This window comes from Leptolyngbya sp. FACHB-711 (genome assembly GCF_014695615.1).
In the GTDB taxonomy this organism is placed as follows: Bacteria; Cyanobacteriota; Cyanobacteriia; order Elainellales; family Elainellaceae; genus Leptolyngbya_A.
Map to the genome: position 1 here is coordinate 48,325 of NZ_JACJOR010000303.1, position 14,696 is coordinate 63,020.

Genomic DNA, 14,696 nt, shown 5'->3' on the forward strand with positions numbered 1-14,696 from the left:
AACAATTAAACGATTGATGGACGATCGCATGGTGCTCCTGAAATTCCTGTCGCTGCTGCGCTCTTTAGGGCTGGTGATTTTGCTGCTGTATGCCGGGTTCTGTCTGGCTTTGTATTTTGGGCAAACTCGGCTAATTTTCTTTCCACCCCGATCGCTTGATGCCACTCCTGCGACCGTGAACCTGGCTTATGAAACCGTCGAGTTACCGATCGAGAATGCGATTAGCGCAGAGCGAAACCCTAAAGGAACCGTTACCGGGTGGTGGATTCCGGCAAGGCAGCCAAATGCGCCTGTGTTGCTTTATTTTCACGGAAATGGCAGCAATATTGGTGATTTGGTGAATCGGGCGGCACAGTTTCATCAGATGGGGTCAGCGGTGCTGCTGATCGACTATCGCGGCTATGGGGCGAGTACAGGCGGGTTTCCCTCGGAGGCAAGCGTTTATGAAGATGCGATCGCTAGCTGGAACTATCTCACTCAAACACGCCAGATTTCGCCCGATCGCATTTTCTTGTTTGGACAATCAATCGGGGGCGCGGTGGCGATCGATCTGGCAAGCCGTCAGTCGACGCTGGGGGGAATCATTGTTGAAAGTACGTTTTCGTCGATGCGACAAATGGCAGATGTAGGAGGCTATTCACGTTTTTTGCCGGTCGACTGGCTGCTGACGCAATCCTTTGATTCACTCACGAAAGTTCGATCGCTTCGGTCTCCAATTTTGCTGATTCACGGCACTGCTGATCGCACCGTTCCCACCGTTATAAGCCAGAGCCTTTACGAGGCTGCCCCTCAGCCCAAGCAGCTATTGCTGATTCCTGGCGCAACGCACAACGATGTCTCACGGGTCGGCGATCGAATTTACTGGCAAGCGATTCAGCAATTTATCCAGAAATATGCGCGTCCACAGCAGGCGCAATAACCTGATAAAGTACCTCCTCAGGAGTGGGTGTCAAAGTTCGCGATCGAGCAAGGGTTATGGGCGATGCAAAGCAGTTTCCTGCCGGGGACGATCGGTTGCAGCAGAAAAAGAAACAACAAGGAATTTGGATTGCAGAAGCAATGCGAAGCAGTTCCCCCTTTGGGGTAATCGGGCTGCTCGTTGTGCTGATACTCGGCGTTTCTTTTCGGTGGGCAAACCTGGAAGCCAAAGTGTACTGGGTGGATGAAGTTGCCACTTCGATTCGCATTGCCGGAACCACCAAAGCACTGCTCACCCAGCAGCTTGCCACCGGACAACTGCTTACCGTGCAGCACCTCCTGGATGTCCAACAGCTTCATCCTGCCCTTCCCTGGTCTGCCACCCTTGCCGCTCTTTACCATAGCCCTGAACACGCTCCTCTGTACTTCCTCCTCGCCCGGTTCTGGCTGCAGCTGACCGGCAATGGCATCGCTCAGATTCGATCGCTCTCGGTGTTGTTCAGTCTGCTGTCTCTGCCGGTGCTGTTCTGGCTGTGCGAAGAGCTGTTTCATTCGCGTCGCACGAGCTGGATCGGGGTGATACTGCTGTCGGTGTCGCCGTTTTTTGTAGCATATGCTCAGGAAGCGCGTCCCTATAGCTTGTGGAGTTTGACGCTGCTCTTGATGGGAGCGACGTTACTAAGGGCAGTGCGAACGCAACAGCGTAAAGATTGGCTGCTGTATGCTGTCGCTGCTGCGATCGGACTTTATACATCGCTGCTGTCGCTGTTGGTGTTGGGGGGACAGGGAATTTATGTTTCCCTCTGCTGGGGCAAGCAACGGCTTTGGTGGATTAGAGCGGCGATCGGGGCAATACTGCTATTTTCTCCCTGGGTTGGGGTGATCCTTTCCCAGTTGACCACCCTACACGACAACACTACCTGGACGCGGCTGCCGTTGGGACTGCTGCCAATGCTCGCAACCTGGATTTATACGCTGGCAGTGCTATTTTTTGATGTTCCTGTCGTACTCAATCCACCGATTGTAGGAATGGCCCAGGTAACGATCGCCGCTGCTTTAGTGGGGCTAATGGGCTTTGCGCTGCGGGAGCTAATTCAAAAAACGCCTCGAAAAGTCTGGCTGTTTGTCGTGGTCTTTTGGGCTGCCCTTCCCGTTCCTCTCATTGTGTTTGATTTATTCGCAAACGGGCGGCTTTCGACGGCTCCGCGCTATATGATGCCCGTGCTTCTGGGCGTTCTGCTAACGATCGCCTTTTTCCTGTCCGATCGCATTCCTGACTTATTCAAGCATCCGTTCCGACAGCGATTCTGGTCGGGTGTTTTAGTGGGGTTAATTGCGATCAGCATTTGTTCATGTTTGTTTCAGCTTCAGCAGCCTTCCCGCTATCACAAAACGCGCAGTCTCAGCAATCCAGCGATCGCAGCAGTGATCAACCAGGCAAATGCGCCCCTGGTGCTGGCAGAAGCGTCCCAAGTGATGGATCTGCTATCGATCAGCCATTTGCTCAAGCCCGAAGTTCAGATACGAATCGCGCCTGCTGAGACCGTCTTGACCTGGGCAAATTCCTGTCAAACCACGTTTTTGTTTAACCCGTCTGCGCCCTTAAAGCAACTTTTTCAGCAGCAGGGCATTATGCTCAGGAATCGCTACCAGCCTCAGCCGCTTGTGCCAACTGAAATGAGTCTTTCCCTCTGGCAAGTTCAGCCCGCCAAAGCGAATCAACGCTGCGCCTATCCGCTAACCTGATTGAGCGAACGGTAAGACACGATCGCCGCAACCGCTAGCAAAAGCTGAACTTGCCAGGGAGCAGAAACAAGCGTGATCACCAGTGCCAAAAGAGCGATCGAGAGGCAGCCAACAGCAACTTCAGGAAAGCTGTGAACTACCCGGTCGGACAGAAGCGCGGCTCCGATGGTGGTACAGAGAGCAGTGAAAAATAGCATAGCTCAATCAATTAGGTGAGGTTAAGCTGAAAGTTGTAGAGATAACAACAGCACAGACTGAATCAAAACCGAAATAGATAGATTTATTAATGTAATGTAATACATGATTTTTTGTAAAGCAGTCTTCCTCCAGAGCGGTGGCTCATCAGGGTGATTTGCGATAACGATAAGCAAGACAAGCATAAAGCAAGTACGGTAGAGTAAGCTCGATCGGAGAGTGCCTGAAATCGGAGAAAAAAATGCTTGCCTATATTCTGGCGATCGCAGTCGCTTTGGGAAGCCTGAGTTTGTATCTCGCTGCTTTCTTGTTGCCGGAAGTCCATCGCAAATACGACCTGATCTGGAGCGGTGTAGGGCTGTTTTACGGGCTGGTGCTGTGGGTGTGTGCAGGACGAATGACAGGCGGGGTGCTGCTGGGGCAGGTTGCTAGCGTTTCTCTGATCGGCTGGTTTGGCTGGCAAACCCTGAAGCTGCGCCTGGTTGAAACTTCAAGAATAGAAACTTCAGGACAGGCAAAACCTTCTCATCCAAGCAATAGCTTATCGCCCAGTTCTGCTTCTCCAATTGCCCCGGCGGATGTGATCAAAGCGCGAATTGCTCAGTATCGGTTGCGGCTGCGCCAAAATTCCGAGCCTTCCTCGGTTCTAGTCAACCTCGATCGCTTGGTTGAAAATACGGTCTCTGCCCTCGATCGGCTACGAATCTGGATTGGGGCTCTGATGAGTACAACAGTCAGCGAAACCATTCAGCCTCCCCAAAATTCCGCTCCGTCTTCCTCTTCTCCTGCCGCAGCGGTTCAGCCCTCTGTCTTTCCTCCCCAGACGGTCTTTCCTCCTCAAAGTAGCTTCCCTGTCAGTTCCCCCTCTAAAGACATGGATTCTAGCAGAGACAGAAATTCCAGCTCTCCCGAAATCGCCACTGTTCGGATCGAAGTCGATAGCTCTCCCCAGCCTGAGCTGGCTGCCGAATGGAGCGATCTGGACTTTGACAGCGACCCGGAAATGGAAACAATCGACGGCTCGATCGAATCGATTCCCGATGCAGTCAAGCGACCTCGGCGATCGTTTGATGCCATTCGTAGACCTGATCTCGATTGATCAAATCGGCTTTGTTAGGAATCTCAAAATAAGGAATTTCAAAGCATTTCCCAAAAGAAATTACCCGATCGCTTCTGGCAAATTTACCGCCAGGAAAGTCTTTCGGATCAGGAGCGTCGCGTCGATCTCCTCCAGGCTTGCCAGCGTTTTGCGTCCGAGCTGAATCAGGCTGTCCTGTTCCTGCTGGCGAATCGTCAGACGGGCAAAGGGAATGTCGGCTAGCCCCAGACGATCGCGTCCCGGCTGGAAGTCGGTAATTCTGGCAAATCCGCCTCGACTCAGCACAAAAGTATTTTTGCCCTGCTCATCGATTAGGCGATTGCGACCTGCGCCACCCCACAGCAGATCAGCTCCTCTGCCGCCCAGCAAAACATCCCGACTCATGCCGCCAATAAGCGTATCGTTGCCTGCTCCACCTTCCAAGCGATCGGCTCCTGTGCCCCCGGTCAAAAGATCATTGCCCTGCTGCCCTCGCAGGCGATCGACTCCCGCATTGCCATTGAGCCAATCAAACCCCTTGTTGCCCAACAGTCGGTCGGATCCCTCTAATCCGAGCAAATTGTCTGCCTGAATTGTGCCTTGCAGGGTGTCCGATCGGGTTGAGCCAGCCTGTCGAAACTGAAACGCGCTCAGCACTGCCGCTTCTGCCTGCACAAAGCCCACTTGTGGATTCAGACCCGGAACCGCAGCGATCTGGATTGCCGTTTGTTGCAGGTCTGTAATGGTTCGAGACAGGGTCAGGCTCTTTCTGCCCCCAGCGCGTTGCAGCATCAGTGCCGCGACTGCCGCCAGATGGGGAGCTGCTGCCGAAGTGCCGAAAAAGGGCGCAAACCCAAATACAGTTGTTGAAACCCCGTTTGGACCCACAATTTCTGGTTTGAGCCGCGCCTGGCTTGCGGGCAATCGATCGCCTGCCGGACTCAGCAAAATTGGCGACCCCCCCCGGCTTGAGTCCTTGTCTAACAGGGGAGGATTCACCCCAAATGCAGGTGTCCGGCGATAAAAGGCAGAACCAACGGCGATCGCACCTGCCGCATTCGGGTGTCCATAAACGGTTGATCCTCCGGCTGCGTTTGGCTGATCGTTGACGTACTGGTAAGCGGTGTCGCTGTCTCCCCCGTTCGCAACGCTGATCCACTTCATCAAAGACGGAAAGGGCAAACTGGCAGACGTACGGAGGGCAAGCATCAGGTAACCCGTTTGGGGCATCGACTGCTGATTTTGATAGACCAGCAGCTTTCCCGGATTGTTTTGCAGCGCAGGATCTATCAGTCCCAAGCTAGGCAGAACGCCCTGCGCCAGAATGCTGGAACCCTGACCGGGAGGGAGGGGACGATCAAGCAAAAAGAGTTCGATATCGGAGCTGATTCGTCCGGCAGGCTGATCCCAGTTCAACAACAGCCCGATCGGATTAAAGCCAGAAATTTTAATGTCTTGAAACAAATCTGGTTCCGCTGGGGCAGGAGCTCCAGCCGCAAAATCATGAGCCGTATAGGTTGTGCCGCGAAAGTCAAATGTGCTGCTGGGAATAAAAGGACTTTCATACGATCGGTTACCATCGTTACCTGCGGCAGAAAAATACAGCACTCCCTGACCTGCCACCTCATCCACCGCCTGAGCCGCAATGCCGTCTTGCAGCAATAGCGCAGTCGAATAGCCAATATCGTCTACGATTACATCGGCTCCTGCCTGTGCCAGCCGTCGAATCGCGCCTGCAAATTCTGTTTCGGTTATGCCCGATCGATGAAACAGCAGCTTTGCCCCCGGCGCAACGTCGTGCACAATCTGCGCCATCGCCCGCCCTTCGTCGATGCCCACTCGATCGTCTCTCAGCACTTTCACGCGCTGCCTCAAGCCAAACGGATTGCCCTTTCCCGGTAAGTCACCGCCTCGCACATCTCTTCCTGCACCTCCCAAGACATTAAAGCTGTCGGAAATAATGCCGATCGTGATTCCTTTCCCGGTTAACCCAAAAAGCCGACGGGCAACATCAGAGCGCATCGCCCGATCGCCCTCACTCGTAATTCTTCCGACCATGTTTCCTGCTTTGCCGATCGCGGGCGGCTCTTCACGCCTGGTTAATTCTAAGGGGGAAGGGGGGGAAGTTGAGGAAAGTTTTTTGATTGGGGGAGATGAGGGGGTGAGGTGGGGCAGGAGAGCCAGGAGAGCCAGGGGTAGGGTTTGCTTCAACTCCCTTCAATTTCCTAAGCTCCTTCTTCCTAAGCTCCTTTGGCTCCCTCAACTCTCTTCCAAACTCCTACAGAGAGAGGTTAAGTCCCTGGGTTGTGGCGGTTGTCGTGAGGGTGCTGGCGATTTGGGCGGGGGTGAGGGTGGGATTTGCGCTCAGCATCAGGGCGGCGATACCAGAAACAAAGGGAGCTGCAAAGGACGTGCCGCTATTATCTGAACGGTGACTGTTGCCGCGATCGGTTGAGAAGATATCAACACCGGGAGCCACCACAAAGGGCATGCGGCGGTTGCCTGCGGGATTCGAGAAATCTGCAAGCTGGCGGTTTCGATCGACTGCACCAACGGCAATGCCCAATCCCTGAAGAGCAGTGTATGCAGGCTCCAGGGGACGCAGTGCGCCGTAGGTTTGGCGATCGTTTCCGGCTGCAAAAATCACGGTCACGCCTGCTTGAGCCGCTTCTTGCAGGGCAGCGATATTTTCGGACAATGGCTGGAACAGTGAGCTGCCTTGTGAAGAGCTAAGGCTCATGTTGATTACCTTTGCCCCGTTGCGGATGGCGTAGCGAATGCCTTGGGCGACTGCGTCACTGTCTTCAGTTTCTTCGTTGTCGCTCAGGACGCGTACGGGCATAAGGCGAGCACGGGATGCAGTGCCTTTTGCCTGAGCAGTTGCTGAAGCGGCAATAATTCCGGCAACGGCAGTTCCGTGACCATCAGAGTCGTTTGGGTCATTGTCCTGGGCGGCAAAATCCCAGCCGTTGACATCATCAATAAAGCCATTCTGGTCGTCATCGATCCCGTTTGCGGGAATCTCGTTTGCATTTCTCCACAGGTTTTGCGCCAGCTCTGGATGCTGATAATCGACTCCGGTATCCAGCACTGCCACCACCACATCCTGTCCTTCAAAGCCTTTTGCCCAGGGTGCGGCTGCCCCGATCGCATTGGTGCCCCAGTTCGGGCTGTTTGTGAGTTTGGCGATCGGCACGGGTTGCCCAACGACTTGAGCCACTGCCGCCGCTGCATTCACTAAGCCGTAGCCATAGAAAAAGTTAAAACCGGAAACAGGTGAAATCTTCTGGGTTCGCAGGCTGTATCGTCCTTCGCCCCGCGATCCGGAAACGGGGTTTGGAGACACACTGACGCGCACCCGATAACGCACTCCAGGCTGAGCCGTAAACACCAGCCGCGCATCGGAGTTAAAGGCATCGATGCTTTCGCCATACAGCAGTGCCCGTCCAGAACGAACGTCCCGCAGTTCGAGATAGGCATCAAATTGGTTTGATTTGAGATTAATTTCAATCTGCTGTCCGGGCTGAATGCCGCGCAGTTCGTATTCGTCAATAAACGATGACAGCCCAAAGCTAAATCGATCGCCCTGCTTTAGAACGCCCCGGCGTCGCTGAGCCGATCGCAAGGAATTCGCTTTCCCCGACGAGGAGATGCGCTGTTGGGTTGCCCGTCGCTGAGTACGAGCCAGGGGCACAGCCTGAGCAGCAGCCTGGAACGATTCCTGGAAAGCGGTCTGGGGAAAAGCAGCAGACGGGGCTGAAAGATTTGGAAAGGGACGACTACCCCTTTGGGAGACTGGGAAGCAATCGTTTGAGCCTTTAAAAGGAAGCATAAAAAAAGGCAGCATAAAACCGCAGAATATGCCGGGAGCAAGAGACCGAATCTAAATTAACTTACTCGGTGACAGACTCACCATGCCCAAAACCAGCCGCGATCGAGCATGATTCGATACAATCGTGACTATCCCTATCGCATTACTCAGAATTTGCTGTGACAGTGACAGAACCCGGAAGCTACAAAGACACGGTTAATTTGCCGCAAACAAAATTTGATATGCGGGCAAACGCCACCAAGCGCGAACCCGAACTTCAGCAGTTTTGGGCAAAGCATCAAATTTACGAAACGCTGTCAGAGCGCAATCCGGGCGAACCCTTCATTCTGCACGACGGTCCTCCTTATGCAAACGGCTCGCTCCACATCGGGCACGCGCTCAATAAGATTCTGAAAGACACGATTAATAAATATCAGCTTTTGCGCGGTCGCAAGGTGCGCTACGTTCCCGGCTGGGACTGCCACGGGCTACCGATCGAACTGAAAGTGCTGCAAGCGATGAAGCCCGAAGTTCGATCGCACCTCACCCCGATCGAACTTCGCAAGCGGGCAAAAACCTGGGCGATTGAGCAGCAGCAAGCGCAGGCAAAAGGCTTCCAGCGTTACGGTGTGTGGGGAGACTGGGAGCATCCCTATCTGACGCTGACGCCCGACTATGAAGCAGCGCAGATTAGTGTATTTGGACAAATGGCACTCAAGGGCTACATCTACCGGGGCTTGAAGCCGGTGTACTGGAGTCCGAGTTCTCAGACAGCACTGGCAGAAGCGGAGCTGGAATATCCCGAAGGTCACACGTCCCGCAGCGTTTATGCAGCGTTTCGCGTCGTTAGCCTGGCGGACAGCGCAGCAGAATTTGCACCCTATTTGCCGCAATTGGGCGTGGCAGTCTGGACGACGACGCCCTGGACAATTCCGGCGAACCTGGCAGTCGCGGTGAATGGCGATCTGAAATATTCGATCGTCGAAGCTGCCGATGACAAATTGCCCGTGAAATATCTGATCGTCGCGACCGAACTGGTCGAACGCCTCTCGAAGCTGTTTGAAACCGAACTAACGGTGAAGGCGACTTTGAGCGGCAGAGCTCTGGAGTTTTCTAGCTATCAGCATCCTTTGTTCGATCGCACCAGTCCGATCGTGGTCGGCGGCGACTACATCACGACGGAATCGGGTACAGGGTTGGTGCATACGGCTCCCGGTCACGGAATGGACGACTTTATCGTGGGTCAGCGATATGGTCTGCCTGTGCTGTCTCCGGTCGATGATGTCGGCAACTTTACCGCCGAGGCGGGACAGTTTCAGGGACTCAATGTTCTGAAAGACGCAAATGAAGCCATTATCCAGGCATTGAGCGATGCCCATGCACTGCTGAAAGAAGAAACCTACGCCCACCGCTATCCCTACGACTGGCGCACCAAAAAGCCCGTGATTTATCGCGCTACGGAACAGTGGTTTGCTTCGGTAGACGGCTTCCGTGAAGAGGCAATGCGATCGATCGCCGAAGTCAAATGGATTCCCGAACAGGGCGAAAACCGCATCACAGCAATGGTCTCGGAGCGATCGGACTGGTGTATCTCGCGGCAAAGAAGCTGGGGCGTACCGATTCCGGTGTTCTATGACGAGGAAACCAATGAGCCGTTATTGAACGCGGAGACGATCGACTACATCCAGAAGATCTTCGCCGAAAAAGGCTCGGATGCCTGGTGGGAACTGCCGATCGAGGAGCTATTGCCGCAAGCGTACCGCAACAACGGACGCACCTACCGCAAAGGGATGGACACAATGGATGTCTGGTTCGACTCCGGCTCTTCCTGGGCGGCAGTGGCAAAAGCGCGAGGACTGGGCTACCCGGTGGATATCTACCTGGAAGGCTCTGACCAGCACCGAGGCTGGTTCCAGTCCAGTTTGCTGACGAGCGTGGCAGTGAATGGCACCGCGCCCTATAAAACCGTCCTGACCCACGGCTTTACGCTCGATGAGCAGGGACGCAAAATGAGCAAATCGCTGGGGAATGTCATCGATCCGGCGATCGTGATCGAGGGCGGCAAAAACCAGAAAGAGGAGCCTCCCTACGGCGCAGACGTGCTGCGACTGTGGGTGTCGTCGGTAGACTATTCCTCGGACGTGGCGGTGAGCAAAAACATCCTGAAGCAAATGGCGGATGTCTACCGCAAGATCCGCAACACCGCGCGGTTTTTGCTGGGCAACCTGCACGATTTCAACCCGGCAAAGGATGCGGTTCCTTACGATCAGCTTCCCGAACTCGATCGCTATCTGCTGCACCGCATGACCGAGGTATTTGCCGAAGTCACCGACGCTTACGATACCTATCAGTTTTATCGCTTCTTCCAGACTGTGCAGAATTTCTGCGTCGTCGATTTGTCGAACTTTTATCTGGACATCGCCAAAGATCGGCTCTACATCAGCGCAGCCAATTCGTCGCGTCGCCAAAGCTGTCAAACCGTGCTGGCGATCGCCCTGGAAAACCTCGCCCGATCGATTGCTCCGGTTCTATCTCACTTAGCCGAAGACATCTGGCAGGCGATTCCCTATCCAACTCCGTACCAATCGGTATTTGAGTCCGGCTGGGTGCAAATCGACAACGCCTGGAAACGACCAGAACTTGCAGGCAAGTGGGAGCAGTTGCGCCAGATTCGCGATGAAGTCAACCGGGTGCTGGAAAAGGCTCGAGCGGATAAGGCGATCGGTTCCTCACTGGAAGCCAAAGTGATGCTGTACGTTCCTGACCTGGAGTTACGCCAGCAGATGGAAGAGTTCAATCCACTACCACCAGTTGCAGAGCCTAGTGAACAGGAAATAACAGTCCTGCTTAATGTGCTGGGCTACCCCGGTTATCAGTTTCCACTTCCTACGCGAGGACTAGCCGGACTGGATAAAAGGGAAGCTTTAGCTTACGAAAGTTTAGCAAGCCAGGGTTTGATATCACTCACGAATGGATTGATCCAAATTACTAGGAGAGGGATCATCTATTTACGTGATGAGTATCTTTCTAATGAGCATGAATTTCACCTTCCCTCCCACCTCTCGAACAATTACGTAGAATTTCTGCGCTCTAATCCTTGTCAAACTAAATCCAAGAACCGGAATTATGTTGATGAACTACGCTATCTGCTGATTACCTCCCAGGTGGAACTGCTGGAGGCACCCGCACCGCTGGCAGAGCTGAAATATCAGTCGCAGACCGACGGGCTAGGGATTGGCGTAACGGACGCAGACGGGCAAAAGTGCGATCGCTGCTGGAACTACTCGCTTCAGGTCGGCAAATCCTCGCTGCATTCATTGCTATGCGAACGCTGTATTCCTGCGCTGGATGGCAAGTTTTAACCTGTGAAGCTTGATTTCTCTGACTCCGCCTGTCTGCTGGTGACGCACGGAAGCCGCGATCCGCGTCCGCAAATTGCGCTGGATCATCTGGTCAAGCTTATGGCTGATGACGGCGATCGGGGAACGGCATCTCCGTCGCTGATTGGCACAGGTCAGCTTGAACTTGCTCCCGATCCGCTGCATCAGCAGATTCTTCGCTTTGCCCAGCTTGCCGCCGATCGCGGAAAGACCCGTGTGCAAATTCTGCCGCTGTTTTTGCTGGCGGGCGTTCACGTCATGGAAGACATTCCGGCAGAAGTGAACCTGGCGCGTTTAGCCCTGCGGGAGAGCTTTGACCCGGTGCAAGAGCCGAATCTGGCGATCGAAATTTTGCCCTATGCGGGTCAATACCGGGATTTCTGGAAGCTGCTGATCCATCCCGTTGATGAGATTGGCGCATCCCTGGCAGGGAAAATTTTGCTGGCGCACGGGAGTCGGCGCATGGCGGCAAATCACGCGATCGTTGAGATTGCGGCTCAGATTGAGGCAACGCCTGCTTTCTGGTCAGTGGCTCCCGATTTAGAAAGCCAAGTGATGAGCCAGATCAAACAGGGCTGTCGAGCAATTCAGATTTTGCCCTACTTTTTGTTTGAGGGGGGCATCACTGATGCGATCGAACAGCAGGTGCAGCGGTTTTCCCAGCAGTTCCCTGAGGTGCGGTTTAAACTGGCACGACCAATCGGTGCAACTCAGGAACTTGCAGATTTTCTAATGACTTTGATCAGGTGATCTGCCCTATTCAAGGCATGGACAATCGGCTACAGTTTTCATCAGCTACAGTTCTCAATTGTTGGTAGCCCCGTCAGCAAAGAGGCAAAAGGCTTTGCGAAAAAGTAGCCCTGTCCATATTCACAGTGCAGTGCCCGGAGTTGGGCAAGCTGTTTTGGGGTTTCGATGCCTTCTGCAATCACTTCCATGCCTACATTCCAAGCAAGGGTAATAATGGTACGGACGATCGCCAACTGCTCGCCGTCAAAATCGATTTTGCTGGTAAAGGAGCGATCGATTTTCAAAGTATCAATGGGTAAGCGGTGCAGGTAGCTGAGCGACGAGTAGCCTGTGCCAAAGTCATCGATCGCAAGCTGAACGCCGAGTTGTCGCAGCTGGTTGAGCGTTTTAATCGCCGATTCTGCGTTTTCCATCAACACCGTTTCGGTAATCTCTAGCTTGAGCTGCTGCGGCAGAAGCTGGGTATCTTGCAGCACTTGACGAACTTCCTCAGCAATGCCGGAGCTAAAGTGTCTGCCGGACAAATTGACATGGACAATCAGCAACTCTTCTCGGCGGCTCTGCAACTGCCATTCGTGAACCTGCTGACAGGCTTCGCGTAGCACCCAGCTTCCGATCGGTACAATCAGCCCGGTCTCTTCGGCAAGCGGAATAAACTCACTGGGAGAAATTAGCCCACGCTGCGGATGATGCCATCGCACCAGTGCCTCAACGCCCACAATCTGGCAGGTTCTCAGCGAGACGATTGGCTGATAGTGCAAGCAGAGTTCCTGTCGCTCGATCGCCCGCCGCAAGTCTGTTTCGAGCTGAAGCAATGCCATTGCATTCGTGTGCATTCCTGGCTGAAAAATCTCGTAGCGTCCCCGTCCCTGTGCCTTTGCCCGATACATTGCTGTGTCTGCGTCGCGCAGCAAGTCCTCTGGTCGCTCGTAGCCAACGGTGCTAAAGGCAATTCCAATGCTGGCAGCCGTGTAGACTTCATGCCCCTCTAGGTCAAACGACTGCGCCAGCTCACTCTGAATGCGATCGGCAAACGCAATCACGGTAGCAGTGTCTTTGACTTCTTCCAGCAGCACCACAAACTCATCGCCCCCCAGCCGAGCCACCATGTCGATCGGACGTAAGCACTGCAAAAAGCGATTGGCGATCGCAATCAAAAGCTGATCACCCAGCATGTGCCCCAGGCTGTCGTTGATTACTTTAAAGCGATCGAGGTCAATAAATAGGACGGCAAACATCAAGTCAGGGTTGCGCTGGGCAAGCTGAATCGCATGACGCATTCGCTCGGTAAGCAGCATTCGATTCGGTAAACCCGTCAGCGTATCGTAAAACGCATCGTGAACCAGCTTTTCCTCGGCTTGCTTCCAGGTGGTGGTATCAGTTTGAAAACCCGCCATGCGTGTTGCCTGACCCGCTGCATCGCGCAATGCCAGCCCTCGGCTCAACATCCAGCGATAGCGACCGTCTTGATGCTGCATTCGGTATTCGTACTCAAAATGAGACGTGACGCCATTCACATGAGCCTTGATTTGCCGCTTGAGCCAGTACAGGTCTTCGGGATGAACCCGATCGAACCATTCCTCTAGCCGATCGCTGATGCCGGATTCCTCATAGCCCAGCAGGGCTTTCCAGCGCGGCGAAAAGTAGACCTGTTTTGTTTGCAGGTTCCAGTCCCAGATGCCGTCGTTAGCTCCCTGAATCGCTAGCGTGTGGCGCTCTTCGCTCTCAGAGAGGGCGGCTTCTGCCAGCTTTCGGGCAGATACATCGGTCTGGAAGCCAATAAAGTGACTCAGTTTCCCCTGGTCATTAAACACCGGATGAATGCTGAGTTCGTTCCAGAAAGGCGTTCCATCTTTGCGGTAATTGACCAGTGTGCGGGTAATCGACTGACGTGCAGCGATCGCCATGTGGATTTGGTTGATAATGGTGCGATCGGTGTCGGTTCCCTGAAGAAAGTGACAGCCCGTACCCAACACTTCTTCGCTGGAATATCCAGTCAGGGCAGTAAAGGCAGGATTGACAAACACCACCGGATTTCCCGGCTGATTGGGATCAGTGATCATCACGCTCGTTGTGATACTAGCAATTGCCTGAGCTAACTGATCTTTTTGCGCCAGCGTTGCTTGCAGTTGAGCCAGGGTGCGGTGATGCTGTAGCGCGTAGCAGATAGATCGCTCAATGACCCACTCGTTTAGCTCTGCCTTAATTAGATAATCCGCCGCGCCTGCCTGCATCGCTGCCAAACCGATCGCCCGATCAGCCTCTTTTCCCAGCAGAATGATGGGGGCATCACAGCCTTTGCCGATCGCTTCCCGCAGCAGATGTAGCCCATTGTGGGTATCAAGCTGATAGTTGACCAAATAAATATCATGACGACGCTGGATCATGTGCGTCAGGGCATCGGCATACGTCTGCGCCCACTCCAGCTCCCACTCTTTGTCTTGAAGATTGAGCAGTAAGCTACGAGTAGTGATGTAGTCATCTTCATCGTCCTCGACAAGAAGAACTTGAATCGCAGCGTTAACCATAGGAATGCCTGTCGACGATACTTTGTCCTAGGGATTTTGAAAGAATTAAAAGATTAAAACTAAGCGAACTCTATATTTACCATTAATCTACTGTAAGAGGGATGCAGGGGTTCTCCCCTAAGCTGGGAGAAGACAGCCCTCAGGTTTCTACCCCTGACCTGGCTTAATAAAGACAGCGGGCAGGAATGAACTTTATAAGCAAGAAATTAATAGGAGCCCGATAAAAGATTGTTCCCTATCTTTCGTCCTAGACTGAATTGCGATCGTTTAAAGACTGGCTTTGCCTGGCT

At 53.6% G+C, this 14,696-nt stretch carries 9 protein-coding genes; 5 read left to right on the plus strand and 4 right to left on the minus strand.

Going from position 1 to position 14,696, the window contains the following annotated elements:
* Positions 1-28: 28 nt before the first annotated feature.
* Together H6F80_RS12170 and H6F80_RS12175 are read left to right on the plus strand one after the other, a co-directional pair.
* Entirely contained in the window at positions 29-919 is an 891-nt protein-coding gene (locus tag H6F80_RS12170) for an alpha/beta hydrolase (protein ID WP_190791811.1), read from the plus strand.
* Positions 920-942: 23 nt separating this feature from the next.
* Entirely contained in the window at positions 943-2,664 is a 1,722-nt protein-coding gene (locus tag H6F80_RS12175) for a glycosyltransferase family 39 protein (protein ID WP_190791812.1), read from the plus strand.
* On the opposite strand, the gene H6F80_RS12180 is transcribed toward H6F80_RS12175, so the two are convergent.
* Positions 2,649-2,861: a hypothetical protein gene (locus tag H6F80_RS12180; protein ID WP_190791813.1), complete on the minus strand. Its 213-nt coding sequence runs from the start codon at positions 2,859-2,861 to the stop codon at positions 2,649-2,651. The two genes, H6F80_RS12175 and H6F80_RS12180, sit on opposite strands and share 16 nt — an antisense overlap.
* A gap of 239 nt (positions 2,862-3,100) precedes the next feature.
* Between H6F80_RS12180 and H6F80_RS12185 the strand changes: the two genes are divergently transcribed.
* Positions 3,101-3,958: a Ycf66 family protein gene (locus H6F80_RS12185; RefSeq protein WP_190791814.1), complete on the plus strand. Its 858-nt coding sequence runs from the start codon at positions 3,101-3,103 to the stop codon at positions 3,956-3,958.
* A 60-nt stretch (positions 3,959-4,018) separates the two neighbouring features.
* Here H6F80_RS12185 and H6F80_RS12190 read toward each other — a convergent pair whose 3' ends face one another.
* A complete protein-coding gene (locus H6F80_RS12190) occupies positions 4,019-6,148 on the minus strand; it encodes a S8 family serine peptidase (RefSeq protein WP_190791815.1) in 2,130 nt (709 codons plus the stop codon).
* 67 nt (positions 6,149-6,215) lie between these two features.
* Positions 6,216-7,769 (minus strand): S8 family peptidase, encoded by a 1,554-nt coding sequence (locus H6F80_RS12195; protein ID WP_190791816.1) that lies wholly within the window; start codon positions 7,767-7,769, stop codon positions 6,216-6,218.
* Between the two features lie 158 nt (positions 7,770-7,927).
* On the opposite strand from H6F80_RS12195, the gene ileS reads away from it, so the two are divergent.
* Together ileS and H6F80_RS12205 are read left to right on the plus strand one after the other, a co-directional pair.
* Entirely contained in the window at positions 7,928-11,110 is a 3,183-nt protein-coding gene (ileS, locus tag H6F80_RS12200; RefSeq protein WP_518523566.1) for an isoleucine--tRNA ligase, read from the plus strand.
* A 3-nt stretch (positions 11,111-11,113) separates the two neighbouring features.
* Positions 11,114-11,878: a sirohydrochlorin chelatase gene (locus H6F80_RS12205; RefSeq protein WP_199296528.1), complete on the plus strand. Its 765-nt coding sequence runs from the start codon at positions 11,114-11,116 to the stop codon at positions 11,876-11,878.
* Between the two features lie 41 nt (positions 11,879-11,919).
* Here H6F80_RS12205 and H6F80_RS12210 read toward each other — a convergent pair whose 3' ends face one another.
* Positions 11,920-14,406, minus strand: a complete 2,487-nt coding sequence (locus tag H6F80_RS12210) for an EAL domain-containing protein (RefSeq protein ID WP_190791817.1) — start codon at positions 14,404-14,406, stop codon at positions 11,920-11,922.
* Between the last annotated feature and the right edge of the window lie 290 nt (positions 14,407-14,696).

Excerpts from the sequence above, each read along its gene's own strand:
- H6F80_RS12170 (WP_190791811.1), top strand. The coding sequence starts at position 29 with ATGGTGCTCCTGAAATTCCTGTCGCTGCTGCGCTCTTTAGGGCTGGTG.
- H6F80_RS12180 (WP_190791813.1), bottom strand. The coding sequence starts at position 2,861 with ATGCTATTTTTCACTGCTCTCTGTACCACCATCGGAGCCGCGCTTCTG.
- H6F80_RS12185 (WP_190791814.1), top strand. The coding sequence starts at position 3,101 with ATGCTTGCCTATATTCTGGCGATCGCAGTCGCTTTGGGAAGCCTGAGT.
- H6F80_RS12195 (WP_190791816.1), bottom strand. The coding sequence starts at position 7,769 with ATGCTTCCTTTTAAAGGCTCAAACGATTGCTTCCCAGTCTCCCAAAGG.
- H6F80_RS12210 (WP_190791817.1), bottom strand. The coding sequence starts at position 14,406 with ATGGTTAACGCTGCGATTCAAGTTCTTCTTGTCGAGGACGATGAAGAT.